At 41.0% G+C, this 19,294-nt stretch carries 21 protein-coding genes; 3 read left to right on the plus strand and 18 right to left on the minus strand.

The window, feature by feature from the left end; all coding sequences use genetic code 11:
- Positions 1–13: 13 nt before the first annotated feature.
- Positions 14–892, minus strand: a complete 879-nt coding sequence (gene prpB, locus PSR9079_RS15690) for a methylisocitrate lyase (protein WP_145233598.1) — start codon at positions 890–892, stop codon at positions 14–16.
- Between the two features lie 71 nt (positions 893–963).
- A complete protein-coding gene (locus PSR9079_RS15695) occupies positions 964–1,668 on the minus strand; it encodes a GntR family transcriptional regulator (protein ID WP_149982360.1) in 705 nt (234 codons plus the stop codon).
- A 264-nt stretch (positions 1,669–1,932) separates the two neighbouring features.
- Between PSR9079_RS15695 and rsmF the strand changes: the two genes are divergently transcribed.
- Together rsmF and PSR9079_RS15705 are read left to right on the plus strand one after the other, a co-directional pair.
- Positions 1,933–3,369 (plus strand): 16S rRNA (cytosine(1407)-C(5))-methyltransferase RsmF, encoded by a 1,437-nt coding sequence (rsmF, locus tag PSR9079_RS15700; RefSeq protein ID WP_145234083.1) that lies wholly within the window; start codon positions 1,933–1,935, stop codon positions 3,367–3,369.
- A 369-nt stretch (positions 3,370–3,738) separates the two neighbouring features.
- Entirely contained in the window at positions 3,739–4,563 is an 825-nt protein-coding gene (locus PSR9079_RS15705) for a polysaccharide deacetylase family protein (RefSeq protein WP_149982361.1), read from the plus strand.
- On the opposite strand, the gene PSR9079_RS15710 is transcribed toward PSR9079_RS15705, so the two are convergent.
- The 14 genes from PSR9079_RS15710 to yceD all read right to left on the minus strand — a co-directional run bounded on the left by PSR9079_RS15710 (position 4,560) and on the right by yceD (position 16,359).
- Positions 4,560–6,413, minus strand: coding sequence for a metallophosphoesterase family protein (locus tag PSR9079_RS15710; RefSeq protein WP_149982362.1), 1,854 nt, complete (start codon positions 6,411–6,413; stop codon positions 4,560–4,562). The two genes, PSR9079_RS15705 and PSR9079_RS15710, sit on opposite strands and share 4 nt — an antisense overlap.
- 7 nt (positions 6,414–6,420) lie before the next feature.
- A complete protein-coding gene (locus PSR9079_RS15715; RefSeq protein ID WP_145233593.1) occupies positions 6,421–7,200 on the minus strand; it encodes a TatD family hydrolase in 780 nt (259 codons plus the stop codon).
- A gap of 11 nt (positions 7,201–7,211) precedes the next feature.
- A complete protein-coding gene (locus PSR9079_RS15720) occupies positions 7,212–7,538 on the minus strand; it encodes a PilZ domain-containing protein (protein ID WP_145233592.1) in 327 nt (108 codons plus the stop codon).
- Between the two features lie 7 nt (positions 7,539–7,545).
- Positions 7,546–8,442 carry a DNA polymerase III subunit delta' gene (gene holB / locus PSR9079_RS15725; protein ID WP_149982363.1) on the minus strand — a complete coding sequence of 299 codons (897 nt, stop codon included), beginning with the start codon at positions 8,440–8,442 and terminating at the stop codon, positions 7,546–7,548.
- Between the two features lies 1 nt (position 8,443).
- Positions 8,444–9,073, minus strand: coding sequence for a dTMP kinase (gene tmk, locus PSR9079_RS15730; RefSeq protein ID WP_149982364.1), 630 nt, complete (start codon positions 9,071–9,073; stop codon positions 8,444–8,446).
- Positions 9,074–9,127: 54 nt separating this feature from the next.
- Complete coding sequence (gene mltG / locus PSR9079_RS15735) at positions 9,128–10,129, minus strand: endolytic transglycosylase MltG (protein WP_149982365.1); 1,002 nt, start codon at positions 10,127–10,129, stop codon at positions 9,128–9,130.
- Complete coding sequence (gene pabC, locus PSR9079_RS15740; protein WP_145234081.1) at positions 10,123–10,956, minus strand: aminodeoxychorismate lyase; 834 nt, start codon at positions 10,954–10,956, stop codon at positions 10,123–10,125. Before pabC ends, mltG begins: the two co-directional genes overlap by 7 nt.
- A 63-nt stretch (positions 10,957–11,019) precedes the next feature.
- Positions 11,020–12,258 (minus strand): beta-ketoacyl-ACP synthase II, encoded by a 1,239-nt coding sequence (gene fabF / locus PSR9079_RS15745; protein ID WP_149982366.1) that lies wholly within the window; start codon positions 12,256–12,258, stop codon positions 11,020–11,022.
- 118 nt (positions 12,259–12,376) lie between these two features.
- A complete protein-coding gene (acpP, locus tag PSR9079_RS15750; RefSeq protein ID WP_016707440.1) occupies positions 12,377–12,613 on the minus strand; it encodes an acyl carrier protein in 237 nt (78 codons plus the stop codon).
- 240 nt (positions 12,614–12,853) lie between these two features.
- Positions 12,854–13,600: a 3-oxoacyl-ACP reductase FabG gene (gene fabG, locus PSR9079_RS15755; RefSeq protein WP_145233587.1), complete on the minus strand. Its 747-nt coding sequence runs from the start codon at positions 13,598–13,600 to the stop codon at positions 12,854–12,856.
- Positions 13,601–13,612: 12 nt separating this feature from the next.
- Positions 13,613–14,539 carry an ACP S-malonyltransferase gene (gene fabD, locus PSR9079_RS15760; protein ID WP_145233586.1) on the minus strand — a complete coding sequence of 309 codons (927 nt, stop codon included), beginning with the start codon at positions 14,537–14,539 and terminating at the stop codon, positions 13,613–13,615.
- 59 nt (positions 14,540–14,598) lie between these two features.
- Complete coding sequence (plsX, locus tag PSR9079_RS15765) at positions 14,599–15,642, minus strand: phosphate acyltransferase PlsX (protein WP_145233585.1); 1,044 nt, start codon at positions 15,640–15,642, stop codon at positions 14,599–14,601.
- A gap of 12 nt (positions 15,643–15,654) precedes the next feature.
- Positions 15,655–15,825 (minus strand): 50S ribosomal protein L32, encoded by a 171-nt coding sequence (gene rpmF / locus PSR9079_RS15770; RefSeq protein WP_002962381.1) that lies wholly within the window; start codon positions 15,823–15,825, stop codon positions 15,655–15,657.
- Between the two features lie 9 nt (positions 15,826–15,834).
- Positions 15,835–16,359, minus strand: coding sequence for a 23S rRNA accumulation protein YceD (gene yceD, locus PSR9079_RS15775; RefSeq protein WP_145233584.1), 525 nt, complete (start codon positions 16,357–16,359; stop codon positions 15,835–15,837).
- Between the two features lie 142 nt (positions 16,360–16,501).
- On the opposite strand from yceD, the gene PSR9079_RS15780 reads away from it, so the two are divergent.
- Positions 16,502–17,095 carry a Maf family protein gene (locus PSR9079_RS15780; RefSeq protein WP_149982367.1) on the plus strand — a complete coding sequence of 198 codons (594 nt, stop codon included), beginning with the start codon at positions 16,502–16,504 and terminating at the stop codon, positions 17,093–17,095.
- A gap of 18 nt (positions 17,096–17,113) precedes the next feature.
- Here PSR9079_RS15780 and PSR9079_RS15785 read toward each other — a convergent pair whose 3' ends face one another.
- Together PSR9079_RS15785 and rluC are read right to left on the minus strand one after the other, a co-directional pair.
- Positions 17,114–17,758, minus strand: coding sequence for an HAD-IA family hydrolase (locus PSR9079_RS15785; protein ID WP_145233582.1), 645 nt, complete (start codon positions 17,756–17,758; stop codon positions 17,114–17,116).
- Positions 17,755–18,714 carry a 23S rRNA pseudouridine(955/2504/2580) synthase RluC gene (rluC, locus tag PSR9079_RS15790; protein WP_145233581.1) on the minus strand — a complete coding sequence of 320 codons (960 nt, stop codon included), beginning with the start codon at positions 18,712–18,714 and terminating at the stop codon, positions 17,755–17,757. The genes PSR9079_RS15785 and rluC overlap by 4 nt, the downstream gene beginning before the upstream one ends.
- Positions 18,715–19,294 lie beyond the last annotated feature (580 nt).

A 19,294-nucleotide genomic window follows, 5' to 3' on the forward strand; every position in this document is an offset into this window, starting at 1 on the left:
GTTGAATTTATTATTATTTATCAGATTTTGCTGAAAAAAGGTTATCGAGTGTATTTTCATACGAGTGATAATCTAAAAAGTCATAAAGCTCAGCACGTGTTTGCATATTTTCAATTTGGCTCTGTTGAGAGCCTTCATTTAAAATTGCTGAATAGACGTTAAGTGCCGCTTTATTCATTGCTCTGAACGCGCTAAGTGGGTAAAGCACCATTTCTACGCCTACATCACTTAGTTGCTCTTTAGTATAAATTGGCGTTTGGCCAAACTCAGTAATGTTAGCCAAAATAGGCACATTAATCGCTTTGGTAAAGGCTTGATAGTCGGCAAGATCGTGTACGGCTTCTGCAAAAATCGCATCGGCACCAGCTTCAACACAGGCTGCTGCACGTTCAATCGCGGCATTTAAGCCTTCTTTTTGAAACGCATCAGTACGCGCCATAATGTAAAAGTCACTGTCAGTTTTAGCATCAACAGCCGCTTTAATACGGTCAACCATCTCGCTTTGCGAGACAATTTCTTTATTCGGGCGATGGCCGCAACGCTTTTGCGCTACTTGATCTTCAATATGAAACCCCGCCGCGCCGGCTTTGGTCATCTCTTTGACTGTGCGAGCAATATTAAATGCTCCACCCCAACCAGTATCGGCATCAACAAGTAATGGTAAATCGCTGGCACCTGTGATGCGGCGAATATCTTCCAAAACATTATCAAGACTGGTCATCCCCAAATCAGGCATACCAAATGAAGCATTCGCGACACCTGCACCTGAAAGGTAAATTGCTTGATGACCCATTTTTTCAGCCATCATCGCCGTGTAAGCGTTGATTGTGCCGACGACTTGTAATGGATGATTATTGGCAATCGCCTGTTTAAATTTTAATCCTGCTGACATTACATTCTCCTAACTTTGAACGGGGTTGCTTTATGACAACTTATATTTTTTAATGGTTTAATATGACGTTTTTACTGCTCCGCGCGCTCATTTTGCGCGGCATGTAAATTAAACTTCGTTTGTATATTGGCTTGCGATGCACTGATATGGCGCTTCATCAATAACTCAGCTAATTCCCCATCATGGTTTTCAATCGCATTAATAATGGCTAAGTGCTCATCAAACGCTTTTGATACGCGAGGCCCAACCATGCCCATTTGCACACGATACATACGAATTAACTGATAAAGTCCGTTACTCAATAAGTGAATAAGGTGGTCGTTTTTACTGCCTTTAATAATGCGATAATGAAAATCCAGATCGCCGGCTTCTTGATAGTAAGACTCACCCTCTTTTACACGTTGTGTTTTCAGATGCTGATTAAGTAATTGCTTTAAACTTTGTACTTCATCCGGTGCCATATTGTCGGCAGCTAAACGACACGCTAAACCTTCAAGCGCACTGCGAACTTGATATACTTCTATTAAACGTTCAGCTGTAAGTGCCACAACACGACAACCCACATTCGCTTTACGCTCAACTAAATAACAACTTTCAAGGCGGTTAAGCGCTTCACGAAGCGTTGCACGGCTTACACCATAACGCTTTGCCAGTTCTGGCTCGGATATCTTGCTACCTTGAACAATAATGCCTTCGACAATTTCTCGACGCATATCCACAAATACCTGATCTGAGGCGGTAGTAATAGGTGTTTCACTAAAAGCATCTTGCGTCATTGTTCACCTTCTAAGATTGTCGACAATTTACGGATACACTATGGTCTTTAGCTGTAAATGTGTCAACCCTAAATCAGTAAAAACTGCGTTTAAAAACGGCTATTGTCGACATAAGTATAATAAATAATGTTTAAAAACACTTAAAACACACATTTATGCACCAAGTGTCGACAGGTTTGTATACTTTAAAAGATTATTTAAGGCACTGCTCTGAGCCACTAATAATGCTAGAATACAACTTTAAAATTCTCTGTGAGCACTGCCTTGGACGCCAATACCTATATTCCCCAGCATTTTATAGATGACGTAAAGACCTATTTACCAGCACACCTAACATTGGATGACTTTCTCAATGCCTGTCGCAGACCGCTTCGTAAATCTGTACGTGTCAATACGCTTAAAATGTCGGTTGAGGATTTTCAGCAGTATGCCCTTGATAGAGGCTGGACATTAAGCCCAATCCCATGGTGTAGCGAAGGTTTTTGGTTAGAGCGCAGTGAACATGAAGAGCAAGCTCTGGCACTGGGTAACACGGATCTACATTTAAGTGGCGCTATGTATGTACAAGAAGCCAGTTCGATGCTGCCACCAATAGCACTTAAAGACGCATTAACTGATGCAACTCATGTGCTCGACATGGCATCCGCTCCTGGCTCTAAAACTTCTCAATTAGCAGCATTAATGAATAATCACGGGGTATTGGTTGCCAATGAACTGTCGTCATCTCGTTTAAAAGTACTCAGCGCAACCTTAAAGCGTATGGGAGTTGGCAATTGTGCATTGTCGCATTTTGATGGGGCTATTTTTGGCGATTATATGTATGAATGCTTTGACAGTATTTTACTCGATGCCCCATGCTCTGGCGAAGGTACGGTTCGAAAAGATGCTGATGCCTTAAAGAATTGGTCAATTGAGTCAAACATTGATATTGCCAAAGTGCAAAAAAACTTAATAAAAAGCGCTTTCTATGCATTAAAACCAGGCGGTACATTAGTCTATTCAACCTGTACTTTAACCCCGCTCGAAAATCAGCAAGTGTGCGAATATCTTCTCACTGAGTTTGCAGAGCATCTTGAAATACAACCATTAGATCATTTGTTTGCAGGTGCAGAGCGAGCCACAACCAGCGAAGGCTATTTGCATGTCTGGCCGCAAACATTCGACAGCGAAGGCTTTTTTATTGCTAAGTTTAAAAAGCTTGCTAGCTGCGATAATCCAAATCAAAAAGTAAAAAAAGGTGCATTCCCTTTTCAGCCGTTTGACAAAAAATCCAGCCAAGCATTTTACACTGAGCTAAAAAAACAATTTGACCTGACATCACTCAGCGGCTCACTAATGCAGCGCGATAAAGAACTGTGGCTATTCCCTGAGCAGTTTGCCGCCATTGAAAACAAAATAAAATACGCGCGACTTGGTATCCACCTCGGCATGATCCACAAAAATGGGGTGCGTCTTAACCACGAATTTGCCACCGTATTTGGTGGCCAATGTAAGGCTAATGTAATTGCACTAAGTAACGAGCAGGCCAATGACTACTTTCAAGGTAAAGATATTCGTTTAAGCGAACCTAGCAACGCACTTGGCGAAGTGGTTTTAACCCTTTGTGGCTGTCCGATAGGGCTTGGAAAGTGGCAAAAAAATAAAATTAAAAACTCCTTACCTCGAGATTTAGTACAAAACACTCAACTGATCAGCTGGTGATAATAATAAGGTGTGGATAAGTTGGCAACAACCAATGTATAAAATTTAAGCTTTGCGCTTCGTTTTAAGACAAACAGTTGTTTTATAAGCAGTATAAAAAATCATCATTTATTGGGGTTTTTTACATATGTTAACTACACTTAATATTACTTTCTACTTCTCCCTTAATGAACTTAGAAGGTGTTTTTAAAGTTAGCGCAGGCTCATTAGAGCCATCCCCTAAGCCCAGAACAATGCGGATTCGTTCTGGGCGTTTTTTTGTCTATGAATAAGCTATCGTCTTGAAATTTATTCAGTCACTTAGGTAATCATTGCTTTATTACACATAACTTGTTTCTATATATAGACTAAGAAAGTGTAAGGACTACCATGTTAAAAATATCTTCATTGATCATGACTATTTCAGTACTGTCATTCTCTGTTATTGCCAATCCTGAGTCGCAAAAATACCTTGGTTTTAATTACCCGCATAAAGCGCAAAATGCTGTGAGTATCACGTTTGATGATGCTCGTCACAGCCAAGTCGATGTTGGCACTGCGATTTTGAACAGGCACCAAGTCAAAGCAACTTTTTATGTTTCCCCTTTTAACGTTAAGCAGCGCCTAACTCAGTGGCAAGACGCGGTAAAATCGGGCCATGAAATTGCAAATCATACCAGCAGCCACGTATGTACAGGGAATTTTGAATGGTTAAGAGCACAAGACTTATCACTTGAACACACTACACTCAAGTGGCTTGAAAATGATATTTTATCAGCGCAGCAATACCTAAAAGATCATTTAGGAGTGACCCCTCGCGCCTTTGCTTATCCGTGCGGCAATACATTTGTTGGCCGGGGCATTGATACTAAGAGCTACGTGCCTTTAATCGCTAAACATTTTGACAGCGGCCGAACTTGGTTAGATGAGTCAGCTAATAATCCTAATTTTACTGATTTTGCACAGCTAACAGGACTTAGGATCGACGGAATGAGTTTTGATGAAATCATTACTATGCTGGATCAATTACGGGAAAATAATGCTTGGTTGATTTTAGCGGGCCATGAAATTGGTAACAGAGATCAATATACCACTGACGCAAAAGTACTCGAGCAATTGCTTGTTTATCTGAAAGATCCTGCTAACGGTTATTGGTTAGATACAGTAAGTAACGTTAGCGACTATGTAAAACAACAGCGCAAACCATTAAATTAATCATTGCTTAAATCAAACTCTGTGGTGCGATTATCGGGATGGAGTAACTGATAACGCGCCAGCTTTCCTTGTTGTAATTCAATCAAACTAATCGCTGAATCACTCACCAAGTATTTTTGCCCCTCCCCGATGGTTTGATGTTTATCGACTTCCATCTGCCAACGCTTTGTAAAAAAGTTTAACGGGCTTTTCGGCGCGTATAAAATCGAGTCTAACTTATCCAGCACGTTAATTAATTTACGCGGAAACTCATTTTTAATACCACTGGCAGTAAGTTGCCAAATTCTATTGGGGTGCTTACCAAAGCGTTTCTGTACGGAAAAACAGAATGAGTAATGTACATCACCCGATAAAATAAGCGTTTCTTTAGGGGTATCGTCACGGCGAAAGGTATCCAGTAACTTTTTAGCTGAGCCTTCGTGGGCCATCCAGTTTTCAACATCAACTAATAATGGCTGTCCGCAAATATTAAACAATGACTGAATAGCTTCAATTGATTTAACGCCAAACACCGGTGCGGGTGAGACAATGATCACTTGTTCATGAGTCACTAAACTTTCTTCGAGCTCAGTGAGACGCTCCCAATCAAGTAGACCAGAGGGCTCATTAAAGTTTTGCTCATTACGCCAACGATGAGTGCGGGTATCCAGCACGACCACTTTAGGCACAGTATTCAACTCATAATGCCAATGATTAAACTCGAGAATGGTTTTATCAAACGCTTTAAATTGCCATTGTTTTTGCTCAGAAAAACTCGTCTTAAACGCATCAAGTAAAGCAGCTGTTTTATGACCTGCATCATTGCCAAAGCCTTGCATCAGCCAATAACTGATCAAGCCATTATTAACAATACGGCGGCTAACTGGATGTTGGTAAATAACCTGCTCCCAACCAGCCGTCAAGTTCCAATCATCGGTAACATCATGATCGTCAAACATCATTAACGTTGAAATATTTGCCAGTAGCACCTGAACGTGTACTAAGCCATTTTTAAAATCCGTTAAAGCTGCTTTTTCATTATCAAAAACTTGCTGGCATTTGGGCGAGCTTGCTTGATAGCTAATACTATCAAAGTCAATTAAGTCCCACAGTAACGGGCTAAAATTGAGTAAATAAAGGGCTATAAACTCTTCAAAAAAGATCAAGTGATTTGCAGCTTTTAAGCTTGAAAAATGTGGCTCATCTTTTTTTAGCCAATAGCCAACCCCTATTTTATTGCGTTTTTGCCAAGGGACCGTCGGTAAATATAAGTGGCGCTGATAAAGTTGTTCACTTAACTGTGCAGGTAAATCAATTGCCAGTGGTTGCTCTTGGTATATTCCTAATACGCTGATCAGTCGTTCAATTGCTAATAACATCGCACCAGCAACATCATCGGCATACACTTGATCACCAGAGAGCAGTAAAACATCCGCCCCGGTTTTATTTACACTGCGATTTTGCTGTTGAAAATCATTCGCAGCCACTAAGCTATCTTTTGCAGGATGATGTGGGTTACGGCATGAGCCATGTAAAATCTGCTCAAGTTTTTGCGGGATCACAAATTCAGGGGTGGCTTTTCCTTGATAACAAAAATCACTTAAATCAACGTCTAAGTTGCTGTTTAATAGGCGGTAGCTGATCAGCTGATTAACAGGCAATGTTGCGGCAATCGGTTTTACGATCACAAAGTGCAAGTAAAGATGAGTACCTAAAGCAATGCTCTGTTGCTCACTAAAAACGTCTATATCATCAAATTCAATACTAAATTGTGATGCTACAGACGTTGCAAACTGTATGCAAACCTCTGCAGCATCAGCTCGGCGCACCATCGGCCCCATTATTAATAGAGGAAGTGATGCTGTGCTCATATGCTAATTAACCTTTGTTCACTAAGTTGAACAATGAGTAGAAGTTTTCCGTAGTCGCTTTGGCTAGCTCTTTGTAGCTAATACCTTTTAAATCAGCAATGTAATAAGCAACATCTTGCACATAAGCGGGCTGATTAGTTTTCCCACGATACGGTACTGGCGCTAGATAAGGCGAGTCTGTTTCGATTAATAATCTATCAAGAGGGATTTGTTTAACAACATCTTTAAGCTCTACGGCATTTTTAAAGGTCACAATGCCAGAGATAGAAATATAAAAGCCTAAGTCGATGGCTTTTTTAGCCATATCCCAATCTTCAGTAAAGCAATGCAATACACCACCACACTTTTGTGCGTTATGTTCACGCATTAAGTTTATGGTGTCGTCGCGCGCATCGCGAGTATGAATTATAAGTGGTTTTTGTAACTCGTTCGCCACTTCAATATGACCCACAAAACTTGCTTGTTGCACGGCATGGGTGTCTTTCGAATAATAGTAATCAAGCCCTGTTTCGCCAATTGCTACTACTTTATCGTGGCTTGCTAAATCAATTAAGCGTTGTTTATCAAGTGCGTCTTTTTGATCAAGCGGGTGAACACCACACGAGGCAGAGACATCACTATAGCCTTGAATTTTTTCTAGCATACTAGGGAATTGATCAAGTGTGACACTCACACATAAAAAGTGTTCAACTTGTTTAGCCCGTGCACTATCAAGTACTTGGTCTAAGTTTAAATCGAGTTTATCAAAATCGAGTCGGTCTAAATGGCAATGAGAATCTACAATCATGTTACTGCTTACTACATGGTATAAGTTGGATTACCAGAGTTTAACATAGTCCCTAGTAGTTTTTCGATCTTCACATTTAGGTTCGTTTTATCATCGATAAAACTAATACCAATGCCCGGTGGATTAGAACTTTGCGCGCCTTGTGGCGTGATCCATGTAACTTTTCCGGTTATTACATCATCTTCAAGCGCATCCGGTAATGTCACTTTTAATGCCAATGAATGACCCATCTCATAACGCATATTAGTGCGCACAAATAGTCCACCATTTTTTAAATACGGCATATAGCAGCGGTATAATTCATCTAGATCATCTAAATCGACTAATAATTCTTGCACAATAATCCTACTTATAGCTTTTACGTAAACGATACGCTAAACGAGACACTGCCAACGGCAAGTTCAATCCTAATATCTGTGTACTGTTTTGCACAAATTCGGCCAATGCATTTTGCGCACTCTGATATGAATCAAAATCCATTCCAGCAATGAGTTGTTGTTTTAATTGTTCGCTTAAAAATAAACAAAAGACGCGAACACGCTCTGTATCTTTACTGATAATATCAACTAACGCACTGAAATTATGGCCTTGTTTTAGCTCAGTTGCAAACTTATACAATTCATCGATTACTTCCAGCTGCTCATCTTGTTGCCAACGGGCAATCAATAATGGCTGCTGGGTAAACATTTTTAACCATGGATATGCAGGAACGTGCAGTTGGGAAATCCAATTCATAGCAACATTGGCGTCATTCACTTTTACTTGTGTAAGCGCGCAGCGACTTAAAATAGTGGCCGGTAATTGCGTTGTCGCACTCGTTGTTAGTAACAAAAATCGCTGTGGGCTGGGCTCTTCTAACGTTTTAAGTAAGGCATTGGCCGCCGCTGTGGTCATTTTATGGCAATCATTGATCACCACCACTTTATTGGCATTTTGCGCCGCTGATTGATGCATGAAATCGCTGACACTGCGAATATCATCCACACCAATGCTTTGTCCATCAGCTTGCACTACATATTTGTCAGGATGAGTAACCGCTTGATTTAAATGGCAGCTCTTACAATGCCCACAAGGGACTAAGTTAGTTGCAGACAAGCACAATAATGCATTAGCCAGCTGCTCCACTAAGGCGCGCTTACCAACACCTTGTTGACCATTAAATAATTGTCCATGGTGAAAACGCCCAGCATTAAAACTGGCTGCTAATTGCTGCTCAACATTGCTAAGCCAAGGATAAATCATGTTAATTGTTACTTTTCATAAATTGTTCAAGCACGGTAATAATATCTTGATGTACTAATTGCATACTTTGACCTGCATTGACTGTTTTAATAGTGTCATCACTATTTGCGAGTTCTAAATAGCGTGCGCGGGTACGTTCAAAAAAACTCAATGCTTGTTGTTCTATACGATCCAGTTCACCGCGTCCTTTCGCACGGGCAAGGCCCACCGCAGGTTCAATGTCCAAATAAATGGTCAGATCTGGTTTTAAACCTTTTAATACAATATTGGCGAGAGAATCTAACGTAGTAGCGGCAATTTCACGTCCGCCGCCTTGGTAAGCCTGCGATGATAGATCGTGACGATCGCCTAATACCCATTGTCCTTTAGCAAGTGCTGGACGAATAACATTATGTAGCAGTTGCGAACGGGCTGCATACATCAGCAGTAATTCTGTTTCGCTGGCAATCTGTTCGACATGGTTATCTTTTACAATAGTGCGCAGTGCTTCAGCGATGGGTGTGCCGCCGGGCTCGCGTACATTAATAAAATCAACTTTGTGCTGCTCTAAAAACTGTTGGCAAATTGCTATAGCTGTCGATTTACCGGCCCCTTCTAAGCCTTCAATCACAATAAATTTTGCTGCTGTCATGATCTCTCTTTTTAGTTTGAAAAAGCATTAATCGGCTTTCTCGTTTTATATTCTTTACTCTGATTTGCTTAACTGTTTTTGATAACGTAAGTAATCTTGTACTGCTTTGTTATGTTCTTTTAAGGTTTTAGAAAATTGATGGCTACCATCGCCTTTGGCAACAAAATAAAGGTACTCAGACTCAGGTGGATTGACTGCTGCAAGTATTGCCGCTTTTGACGGCATAGCAATCGGCGTAGGCGGTAAGCCATTAATTTTATATGTATTATACGGAGTATGATTAGTTAAATCTTTACGTTTTATATCACCATCAAAGTCAGCACCAATGCCATAAATCACGGTTGGATCAGTTTGCAAGCGCATTTTTGTATTTAGTCTATTAGTAAATACAGAGGCTATTAATGGCCGTTCGCTGGCAAGGCCTGTTTCTTTTTCAATAATTGAGGCCATAATCAATGCTTCGTAGGCCGTTTTAAACGGTAAATCAGCAGCCCTGTTTTGCCAAGCCTCATCAAGTACATTTTGCATTATTTTATGCGCTCGTTTGAGCACTGAGCTTGTCGTATCATTAGCATGATAATAATAGGTATCAGGAAATAACCACCCTTCTAAATGCTGCTCAGAGCCGACTATTTGCTGAGATAACTCACCAAGACTTAAATCTTGACGAAGATACTGGGCTTTACTTATTGCCGCTAACACGTCACGAAGTGACTGACCTTCAATAATTGTAAAACTAAAGCTTACTTGTTTACCTTGATTGATTTGCCGAATGTTATCAAGCACCGTGGCGTTATTAAGTTGATATAAACCAGCTTTTAAATCCGTCAGTGTCGGATCGAGTTTCGCGAGTATCTGATAACGTAAGCACCCATCTAACCATTTTTTTGCTTGCCACTGTTGGCAGAGTTGATTAAACCCCGTGCCTTTTTTAACTTCAAACAACGTATTCGCTGGCGCTTTTAAACTACTGTTAATAGTAGCTTGCAACTGTTGATAACCAACTCCAGTTACCAATAATGCTAGCAACACAATCGATATAATCACTCTTAACACGCGGACTCCTTGGTAAATAAACCATGCAATAATACTAAACTATTTGCTAACTCAAATTGCATACCATCAATCGCTGTAACAGGCACAATTCCCATTAAGCTATTACAACTAAATACTGCCTCCATTTGCAGCAATTGTTCTAGCTTAATATCAGTAAATTCAATGGTTAACTTATCACACAGTGATTGCAGATAAACCCCTTGAATGCCACAGTTTTGCAAACTTGGACTAAAAACTCGACCATTTTTAATAGCAAAAATATTTGCCGCAGAGGTTTCAATCACATTATTGTGATAATCACACACCAGTACATCATCACAATCTTGCCCTTGCATGGCGCGTTTGATCATTACTTGCTCTAAACGATTTAACGTTTTCAAACCAGCAAGCAATGGTTGCGATGCAAGTTGCACAGGGCTAATAGCGAGTTTAATACCTTGTTGTGCTAATTGAGCGTAGTGTGAAGGAAACGGTAATAGCGACAGTACAATCAATAAATTGCTTTGTTCAGGAAGGCCATAACCACGCCCTCCTTCACCACGTGTAACCACTATTTTTAATACGCCCAGCGAAACCGTCTTAATATACTCAGCGATTGCTTGCTGCAGTGCCGATAAATCCAGCTCACCAAAACTAAGTCGCTGCGCGCATTCAACTAATCGTGCACTGTGAAGTGGCCAATGCTCTACTTGAGCATCAACTATTTTTGCCGTTGTAAAAAAGCCATCGCCATAATTAAAGCCGCGATCATTGCTACTTATGCTAACGCCTTGCTGTGGCGTGACTAATTTTATTGTTTGCGCTATGTGAGTTTTTTGTTTTGGCATATTTTGCATATAAAAAAGCCCAGTAACAACTGGGCTCTTATTTTGTCTCGTTGTTAAAAAAGATTATACCTTTTTAAATACCAACGAGCCATTAGTACCACCAAAACCAAATGAGTTACATAATGCGTAATCAAGTTTCGCATCACGAGCCGTGTGTGGAACGTAGTCCAGATCACAGCCTTCATCAGGGTTATCAAGATTAATTGTTGGTGTTACTTTTTGATCTTGTAACGACAAAATAGTGATAATTGATTCAACAGAGCCTGCTGCACCGAGTAAATGACCCATCATAGATTTTGATGAACTCACCATCACATCTTTGGCAGCATTACCAAAAATTGACTTAACTGCAGAAGTTTCTGCTTTATCGCCAGCGTTAGTCGATGTACCGTGAGCATTAATATAACCCACTTGATCTGCATTGATTTGCGCATCGTTTAAAGCATTTTCCATTGCCAAGGCTGCACCGGCACCATCTTCTGGTGGCGACGTCATGTGATAAGCGTCGCCGCTCATACCAAAACCAACCAACTCAGAGTAGATTTTTGCACCTCGGGCTTTCGCATGCTCGTATTCTTCAAGTACGATAACACCAGCACCATCAGCAAGTACAAAGCCATCACGGTCTTTGTCCCATGGACGAGATGCAGCTTGCGGATCGTCGTTTCGGGTTGATAACGCACGTGCAGCGTTAAACCCCCCCATACCAATTGGCGTTGAGGCTTTCTCTGCACCACCGGCAACCATCGCATCAGCATCGCCATAAGCAATCATGCGCGCAGCGTGACCAATGTTGTGTAAACCTGTTGTACAGGCTGTCACGATAGAGATATTTGGACCACGTAGACCGTGCATAATCGATAAATGACCAGAGATCATATTGATAATGGTCGACGGCACGTAAAAAGGAGAAAGCTTACGTGGGCCACTGTTTAATAACTTTATGTGGTTTTCTTCAATAAGTGTTAAACCACCAATGCCCGAACCCACAGCAACACCAACGCGGGCTGCGTTTTGCTCTGTGATCTCAAGGCCAGAATCTTGTAGTGCTTGTACACCTGCTGCAATGCCATACTGGATGAACAAATCCATTTTTTTAGCATCTTTTGCCGGCATATAGGCTGACGCATCAAAATCATTCAGCAAACCAGCGAACTTGGTGCCAAAACTAGATGTATCAAAATGAGTGATAGTTTGGATACCACTTTTGCCATTTAACAAGCCTTGCCAGGTTGATTCAACATCATTACCTAGCGGCGTCAACATTCCTAAGCCAGTTACGACGACTCGACGTTTAGCCACGGTTTGCCTCCAATAAGGGAATTATTATTTTTCTGGTGGGTATTAATACCCAAATGCGTGGAAATACAGGGTATAGATAGATTAAGGGCAGCGAACGCTGCCCTTAATATGCGATTGATTACTCAGCGTGAGCCGTTACGTAATCGATTGCAGCTTGTACTGTAGTGATCTTTTCAGCTTCTTCATCTGGGATCTCAGTATCGAACTCTTCTTCAAGAGCCATTACTAATTCAACAGTATCAAGTGAATCTGCGCCTAAGTCATCAACGAAAGAAGCTTCATGCTTTACTTCTTCTTCTTTAACACCTAGTTGCTCAATGATGATTTTCTTTACGCGTTCTTGGATGTCGCTCATTCTTCTTTCCTTTATTAAAAACGCCAATGCGTTATTTTCAGATTGCGGCGTAGTTTACGGCGCATAATTCTGTGATTCAAGGATTTGCTGATAATTTTTTATCTGGTCAAACCTCTTGACGGTTATTTGTGTCTTTTATCGCTTATTTTCAGCACGAATTCAAGTATGTTTAAAGCAAGTTAACAAAAAATTCAACATTTTTCGACAAGCCGCCTCAAAACAAAATAGGAACAAAGTTCCTTACACCATGTACATCGCACCATTTACGTGCAAAGTTTCGCCTGAAACATACGCTGCTGCATCAGATGCTAAGTAACATACTGCGGCAGCAATTTCATCCGGTTGGCCTAAACGCCCAGCAGGAACATTAGCAAGCGTAGCTGCTTTTTGCTCGTCAGTTAAGCTGTCGGTCATATCTGTTTGAATAAAACCAGGAGCAACTACGTTGACTGTAATACCACGAGAAGCAACTTCACGCGCTAACGACTTAGAAAAACCAATTACACCCGCTTTAGCTGCTGCGTAGTTAGCTTGCCCTGCATTACCCATTGTACCAACAACTGAACCTATATTGATAATTCGACCGTTTTTCTTTTTCATCATCGGGCGTAACACTGCTTTAGATAAACGAAAAACTGAGCTCAAGTTAGTATCAATGATATCGTCCCACTCTGCATCTTTCATACGCATAAGTAAGTTATCGCGGGTAATACCAGCATTATTTACTAATACGTCGATATCGCCTAAATCTGCTTTTATCGCAGCAAGTGTCGCCTCGATCGACGCAGGATCAGTTACGTTTAACGCATAACCTTTACCATTCTCGCCTAAGTATTCGCTGATATTTGCAGCACCAGACTCGCTGGTTGCAGTACCGGCAACTTTAGCACCTTGTGCTACCAATGTAGTGGCGATTGCTTTACCAATACCGCGACTAGCGCCTGTAATTAGGACAACTTTGCCCTCTAACGAAAATAAATTTGCCATTTTTTCCTACTCTTATTTTGCTTCGTCAATGGCAGTTTGGCTATTCACCGAACCACATACCATTGCTTTATCAATGCGTTTAGCAAGACCCGTTAACACCTTCCCAGGGCCAAACTCGTAGCTTTGGGTAATGCCCTGCGCTACCAATGCTTGTACTGTTTCTGTCCATCGTACTGGACTGTATAGTTGACGCACTAATGCATCTTTAATAGCGTCCGCTGAACTTGCAGCTGTTACATCAACATTATTAATTACATCACACTTAGGTGTATTAAATGTTAAAGCAGCTAAATCTTTTGCTAATTTTTCTGCCGCTGGTTTCATTAGTTCACAATGTGAAGGTACGCTTACCGATAAAGGCAATGCACGTTTTGCACCGGCTTCTTTACACGCTTCTGATGCTCTGTCTACTGCGGCTTTATGACCTGCAATCACAACTTGACCCGGTGAGTTATAGTTTACTGGTGCAACCACTTCACCTTGTGCTGATGCCAAGCACGCGGCTTTAATTTCGTCATCACCTAAACCAATGATCGCAGCCATTGAACCCACGCCTGCTGGCACAGCTTCTTGCATATATAAACCACGGTTTTCAACCAATTTTACAGCTTCGCCTAAGCTCAACACATCAGCACATACCAGCGCTGAGTATTCACCTAAACTGTGACCTGCCATCGTTACGTCTGCATCTGGATTTGCAGCAAGCCATTGGCGGTAAATTGCCACCGATGCTGTTAATAATGCCGGTTGCGTACGATGGGTTTGATTTAATTCTTGTTCTGGACCATTAAGTACTAATGCAGCCAAATCATAACCAAGTGCCGCTGATGCTTGCGCGAACGTCGCTTTAACAATATCAGATTGCTCTAATAGTTCACTTAACATACCCACAGATTGTGAGCCTTGACCCGGAAAAACAAGTGCAATTTTTTGTGCCATACTTTGCTCTTTTAATTAAACAAATAAATAAATGTTTAAGTACACACCTGACATAGTAATTAATCGTCAGTTGCGACTTTTTTAGTTGAATGTGTTTGCTCGAAGATAGCTGCAATTTTTTCAGGAAGTTGACGTTCCACCTCTCTAGCAGCTTCGTCGATAGCAGCATGAAATGCTTTAGCTGAGGCATTTCCATGGCTTTTTACGACAATACCGCGCAATCCTACCAGAGAAGCGCCGTTATACTGGTCGGGGTTCACCCGTTTATAGAGTTTTTTTATTACTGGCTGTAACATAAATGCTAAACATTTATAGAAAAAGTGCTTTTGCAGTGCTTTGGTAAGCTTAAACATAATCAGCTTGGCAATCCCTTCACAGGTTTTCAAAGCCACATTGCCCACAAAACCTTCACAGACGATCACATCTGATTTACCAGTAAAAATATCACTACCTTCGCTGTAACCAGTATAATTAAGGTAGCTACATTGTTGCATCAGTTGTGCAGCTTGTTTGATATCTTCATGGCCCTTAATGTCTTCGGAGCCAATATTTAATAAACTCACTTTTGGACTATCACAGCCCAGTGCTTGCCCTGCGACAACCGAACCCATAATGCCAAATTGATATAAGGTTTGTGCATCACAATGCACGTTCGCACCTAAATCAAGTAAGTAAACCGGATTTTTTCGCTCAGTTGGCACAGCCGAGATCAATGCAGGACGTTTTACGCCTGGCAACATTTTCAGCACATAGTGAGCCATAAATAATAATGCACCGGTATTTCCGGCACTAACGCACGCTTGTGCCTCACCTGATTTAACTAAATCAAGGGCAACGCGCATTGAGGAATCTTTTTTAGATCGCACAGCAGAAGACGGTTCACAGCTATTGGTGACTACTTGACTACAATGACGAATTATTAAACGAGGATGAGATAGAGAATCGAGAGACTCGAGTTCTTTAGATATTACTTGTTCGTTGCCACATAAGATCAATCTTAGGTTGGCATTTGCATTTACCGCGTTAACGGCTGCGGGGATAGATGAACGGGGGCCATAATCGCCCCCCATCATATCTAACGCAATTGTTAGATTGGTCAGCATAAAAGCAATCTCTTATTTAGAAATTACTTGAACGCCTTTGTAGTAACCATCTGCAGTCACATGGTGACGACGATGAGTCTCACCAGATGTTTGGTCTACAGTTAAAGTTGGACCACTGATCGCATCGTGTGAACGGCGCATGCCGCGTCTTGCACGAGACTTTTTGCTTTTTTGTACAGCCATAGTCTTCTCCTAAGAATCTTTCTTAAGTTGTTTCAAAATATCAAATGGATTTGGTTTATCATCTTCCGCTTTTAAAACACCAAAGCTGGCAGGCTTTGCTGAATAACTGCATGAAGCTTCGTTGTGGGTAGCAACTAATGGCACGGCTAAAATTAGTTCGTCTTCGATTAAATCAAAAACGTTAACTTCACCATTTTCATCAAGCGCTACTTCATCGTAGTCTTCTGGAAAAATCTCTAACTCTGTATCCTCACCGACTGGTGAATAAACAAAGTCTTGAACCAAATCCAACCCTAAATCACCATTACAACGTTGACAAGTGACAGTAACATGTGTGGACAAATTGCCTCTAATCACAGCGAAACCTTGATCATCGTTTTTGCAATGAATTTTTACCGCTATTTCACCTACTTCTTCCTGCACAACTTCCCGTAAACGGGTAAGTTTTTCAAGCGGTACAATGCCGTCATACTTTAAACGGTGTTGCGCTGCCTTGCCTGGATGAAGAGTGATGGGAATTTTCACCTTTTGCATAGGGGCTGCATCATATAGATAGTTACTTGGTTAGTCAAAGTAAAAAACCAATTTTAGCTGGTTTTTCGCGATTCATTTCTTTGTTTTGCCAACGGATCTGATTTATCCTAACTCAATCTAATTTTCATTAGGAAAACAATCCATGCAGCACCCGCTTATTTTAGCCTCAAGTTCACCCTTTCGTCAGTCTTTATTGCAAAAATTTAATCTGCCGTTCGACAGTTTTTCACCTGATATTGACGAATCAGCACTACCCGATGAAGCCCCAGTTGAACTTGTAAAACGCTTAAGTGAACTCAAAGCACGCGCAGCCACTACACTTTTTAAACAAGGCTTAGTAATTGGCTCTGATCAAGTTGCCGTATTTGAGCAACAAATCTTAGGCAAACCACACAACAAAGAAAATGCCATTAAACAACTGAGTTTATTTAGCGGTAATACAGTCACATTTCTAACGGGCTTATGTGTTTATGATATTCAAAGCAATAAAACAAAAACCCTAGTTGAACCCTTTAATGTTACATTTAGAACACTGACACAAGCACAAATAACTGCTTACTGCGACGCAGAGCAACCCTACAATTGTGCCGGCAGCTTTAAAAGCGAAGGCTTAGGTATTTGTTTATTTGAAAAGCTTAGCGGTGATGACCCTAATAGCTTGATTGGTTTACCACTTATCAAACTCAGCCAATTATTGACTGAGTTTGATCTGGATGTGTTAAGTAATCAAGACTAACTATTTATTCGCTACGACTTAAACTAAACGCGCAGCTAGTTGCTGATACGAATCAACTGTCGCAATCGGTGTAAACTCGTTTAGCTGCTGGGCGTTATGCACCCCCATAGTTACACCTAAACGGTCAATATTGGCCGCTTTTGCCATCGCCATATCTATTTTAGTGTCGCCAATCATCAGCGCATCATCATGGCTAATATTAAGTTCATCCAGCAGTTGCAACAACATATCAGGAGCTGGTTTTGACAATGCATCATCACTGGTGCGGGTCGCTACAAAGTAATCCCGTAACTGTGTTTCATCCAGCAAGCGTTCAAGGCCGACTCGGCTTTTGCCGGTAGCAACAGCTAACAATACGCCACGGTTTTTTAATGCCGCTAAAGTCTGTTCTACATCAGCAAATAAAGGCGTAGGCGTGTTATCAAGATGTTTATACTGATGCTTATAACCGGCGATTAAATCAGCGTGTAAATGGCTCTGCTGAGGAAATAACACCGTCACGGCCTGCTCAAGTGATAAACCAATGATATTTTTAACCGCCTCGTCAGTGGGGCAAACTACACCACAGACTCTCGCTGATTGATGCATACAGTTAACTATTTTAGCAACTGAATCCATCACCGTGCCATCCCAATCAAATATAACTAATTTATAGGGTTTCACGGTTTTGCGGCACGTAACGTTTTAATACAATTAGCCAGCGCTTTATCAAGCGGCGCTTCTACTCGCATAGTAGTTTCATTTTTTGGATGATAAAAACTCAAATCGTGCGCATGTAAAAATAATCGCCCTAATCCCACTTTACGCATCGCCGCATCAAATGCTTGGTTGCCATATTTATCATCACAAGCAATTGCATGACCTTTACATTGTGTATGCACACGAATTTGGTGAGTACGACCGGTTACTGGTGATGCCTGCACTAACGAACATTCAGCAAAGCGTTCCAGTACTTTAAAACGAGTATGTGAAGGTTTACCTTCAACGTTATCCACACGTACTACTCGTTCACCTGATTGTAGGGTGTTTTTACGCAGCCCTTCGGTGACATTTTTAGTTTTAGAATCCCATTGCCCATCAACCAATGCCCAGTAATTCTTTTCCATGGTTTTTTCACGTAACTGTTCATGCAAGCTGGTCAACACTGAACGACGTTTCGAGATTAACAAACAGCCTGATGTATCACGGTCTAAACGATGTACAAGCTCTAAACTGCGCTCATCTGGGCGCAATACGCGCAATGCTTCAATTAAACCATAACTGAGCCCACTGCCGCCATGCACAGCCATGCCTGATGGTTTGTTAATGACGATAAGGTATTTATCTTCAAATAAAATAGCCTCTTCAAGTTTGGTCACTACATCAAGGTTTTTAGGCACAAACTCTTCACGTTCAGCTATTTGTATTGGTGGAATACGAACGATGTCATCGAGTTGTAATTTATACACAGGTTTGATGCGTTTTTTATTAACCCGCACTTCCCCTTTGCGAAGAATTCGATACACAGCGCTTTTAGGCACCCCTTTTAAATGAGTAATAAGAAAGTTATCAATCCGTTGACCTAAATGGTCTTCGGTAATCGTGACGAAAGATACTTGTAAGCCGGTTTTTTCTGACATTGCCTAATCACTGATTTAAGTAAAATAATTTTAGTTGCTAACACAGTTATAATAATGGGATAATCACCGTCGCAAATATATATTTGCAAATAACAACGGTGCTTTTTAACACATTAAAACATTCGTGATGCACATTCTGGGTAATTGATCATACAGATCCGAGATAAGTTTTCCAAAGCTTTTATACATACCCAGTTTACACGTGCCTTCAATTAACTCCGATGCGTGTAATATATCGCCAGTTAAGTTTGAGCATGAAGTGTTATTTAATGTTGATGAAAAAAGCAATTTGAACAGATAATTTGTCTGATCGTGACGGCGTACAATACGCCGTTCAGCAGATGTGTTGTAACCGTACAAGTTAATTTAATTAATGGTCGACTCTGGACAGAACTCGAATACGTCACTGTAAAAAACAGCCGATAGTTTTGGCACCATAATAGAATTTAATAACGTGACAACACGTTATTGTCAGCCAGCACCATAAAGATACTTAGAGTACGGATACAGTACCAAGCTCCCCCACAGACCCAGTCGTGAGATTGTACAAAAAGAAGCGATGGGAGCAACTGAACAGGCG

Origin of the sequence: Pseudoalteromonas rhizosphaerae (assembly GCF_902498845.1) — a bacterium.
In the GTDB taxonomy this organism is placed as follows: Bacteria; Pseudomonadota; Gammaproteobacteria; order Enterobacterales; family Alteromonadaceae; genus Pseudoalteromonas; species Pseudoalteromonas rhizosphaerae.

Excerpts from the sequence above, each read along its gene's own strand:
- PSR9079_RS15695 (WP_149982360.1), bottom strand. The coding sequence starts at position 1,668 with ATGACGCAAGATGCTTTTAGTGAAACACCTATTACTACCGCCTCAGAT.
- fabG (WP_145233587.1), bottom strand. The coding sequence starts at position 13,600 with ATGGCAAATTTATTTTCGTTAGAGGGCAAAGTTGTCCTAATTACAGGC.
- PSR9079_RS15710 (WP_149982362.1), bottom strand. The coding sequence starts at position 6,413 with ATGAGCACAGCATCACTTCCTCTATTAATAATGGGGCCGATGGTGCGC.
- rluC (WP_145233581.1), bottom strand. The coding sequence starts at position 18,714 with ATGTCAGAAAAAACCGGCTTACAAGTATCTTTCGTCACGATTACCGAA.
- holB (WP_149982363.1), bottom strand. The coding sequence starts at position 8,442 with ATGATTTATCCTTGGCTTAGCAATGTTGAGCAGCAATTAGCAGCCAGT.
- prpB (WP_145233598.1), bottom strand. The coding sequence starts at position 892 with ATGTCAGCAGGATTAAAATTTAAACAGGCGATTGCCAATAATCATCCA.
- PSR9079_RS15715 (WP_145233593.1), bottom strand. The coding sequence starts at position 7,200 with ATGATTGTAGATTCTCATTGCCATTTAGACCGACTCGATTTTGATAAA.
- plsX (WP_145233585.1), bottom strand. The coding sequence starts at position 15,642 with ATGCTGACCAATCTAACAATTGCGTTAGATATGATGGGGGGCGATTAT.
- tmk (WP_149982364.1), bottom strand. The coding sequence starts at position 9,073 with ATGACAGCAGCAAAATTTATTGTGATTGAAGGCTTAGAAGGGGCCGGT.
- acpP (WP_016707440.1), bottom strand. The coding sequence starts at position 12,613 with ATGAGCGACATCCAAGAACGCGTAAAGAAAATCATCATTGAGCAACTA.
- fabD (WP_145233586.1), bottom strand. The coding sequence starts at position 14,539 with ATGGCACAAAAAATTGCACTTGTTTTTCCGGGTCAAGGCTCACAATCT.
- rpmF (WP_002962381.1), bottom strand. The coding sequence starts at position 15,825 with ATGGCTGTACAAAAAAGCAAAAAGTCTCGTGCAAGACGCGGCATGCGC.
- yceD (WP_145233584.1), bottom strand. The coding sequence starts at position 16,359 with ATGCAAAAGGTGAAAATTCCCATCACTCTTCATCCAGGCAAGGCAGCG.
- PSR9079_RS15780 (WP_149982367.1), top strand. The coding sequence starts at position 16,502 with ATGCAGCACCCGCTTATTTTAGCCTCAAGTTCACCCTTTCGTCAGTCT.
- pabC (WP_145234081.1), bottom strand. The coding sequence starts at position 10,956 with ATGCCAAAACAAAAAACTCACATAGCGCAAACAATAAAATTAGTCACG.
- PSR9079_RS15705 (WP_149982361.1), top strand. The coding sequence starts at position 3,739 with ATGTTAAAAATATCTTCATTGATCATGACTATTTCAGTACTGTCATTC.